Source organism: Paenibacillus sp. 01T422 (assembly GCF_056398785.1).
In genome coordinates this window covers 1-1,491 of sequence record NZ_JBFTQB010001206.1, presented here as the reverse complement: position 1 = coordinate 1,491, position 1,491 = coordinate 1, and the positions used below count along the sequence as shown (strand labels likewise).

The 1,491-nt window shown below is 52.0% G+C and carries 1 protein-coding gene and 1 pseudogene; one reads left to right on the top strand and one right to left on the bottom strand.

Annotated features, from left to right (window positions below):
• A pseudogene (locus tag AC1DUA_RS37225) lies at window positions 1-447 on the top strand (MFS transporter); the annotation flags it as partial.
• Window positions 448-987: 540 nt separating this feature from the next.
• Here AC1DUA_RS37225 and AC1DUA_RS37220 read toward each other — a convergent pair.
• A partial coding sequence (locus AC1DUA_RS37220; protein WP_477504508.1) for a beta-galactosidase small subunit occupies window positions 988-1,491 on the bottom strand: 504 nt, incomplete at its 5' end.

Below are 1,491 nucleotides of genomic sequence, written 5' to 3'. Positions count from 1 at the left end.
ATCTATATGATTATCGTCGGACTAGGTATCGGGGCTTCCTTCTCCGTACTGAGCAATGCCGCGATCCATCTTTTTGATGCTAGGCAGCGCGGTTCGGCCTCTTCAACACTGAATTTCCTTCGTTCCTTAGGGATGACACTGGGAATCACCGTATTCGGTATTATCCAAAGTCACTCATTTACGCAAAAACTGACAGATGCCTTCGCTGGTCAAGGTGAAATGCCCGCTGGGATGGCTACGAGTGACCCCCATACCCTGCTTGATCCAACCAAGCGAATGGACATTCCGGGTCCTATTTTAGAAAAAATCTCAGGCGCTCTATCATCTTCTATCGTTCTAACATTCGCATGGACAATTGTTCCGGCAGTGATCGCTTTCATCTGTGCCATCGCGATGAGCAAAGAAAAACTCGATCCAACGCAGGAACAAGGCGCGATATCGCATTAAAATCCGTGCAAAAAGCCGCTTCGATACTTTGTATCGGGCGGCTTTTTGCAATCTTAAATAACATTTCATTGTGCGTTCTGGAGGCGCCGGCGCCATGATGGGCTTTCGTTCACAGGGACCGTCGCGCCTGGAGGTCGCGAATAAAATTCTCGGCCAGCTTCCGCGGTACAAGTTTGGCGTGTTTACGTCCGCTCAAGATCCAGAAGAAACTCGGTCCGATCAACAAGGCAGTAGCCTGTTCGCGGCTGGAATGTCCGGTCTGTATCAGGGGCGGCCGATACTCGAGAGCTATGAACGGCTCCAGCGAACGCACCCGTAAACTGCTCACATGGACGCCCACCGGGCCGACTCTAATTGATGACATCTTGGCCGGTGCATACAAGTAAGACATGCAAAAATGAGCGCCCCACAGACAATGTCCCCTGGTGCCGTGAACCCGTCATGGCAGCCTGGGCTGTTTCTAGCTTGCTTTAAAATCGGTTAATGGGGAATAAAAAAGGCTGCCCGCAAGGATTTCCCCTGCTGGACGGCCTTTTTTATTTAAATCCCTTTAAAGCTAAACGAATAGGCATACGTACGATTGGCATACAGGGTGAACTCAGGGTGCGTTCTTGCCCCCCAGCTATCATCTCCACCAACGCCCATCTGCTTGTAATTCACGCGCAGCACTACCTTCTCGCTGACAGGCAGCTTATAAGGGTGATCATGAGCTTCCAATTCCGAAGGTGAATATGGCAGTGCATTCAATTCGATGGTCGGCAGCCCCGTGATACGGAGTCCACGACCTGCGCTATCCGTTAATGTCGCCCAACGGACATCTGTTTTATTGCCGCATTCTTGCGGACGTAAATACGGAACGAATTGCTCCTGGACGGTTCCGCTGTGCAGGGCCAGCTTCGCCCCTGTCGCTCGGTCCCAGTGATTTTCGTGCGGCCCACGCCCGTACCAGCTTAATTGCTGGAAGGAGTGGTCCAGCTCCAACATCATGCCGATTTCTGGAATCTCAGGCAGGTTAGCGCCGGGAACTAGCTCCATGCGCACCTC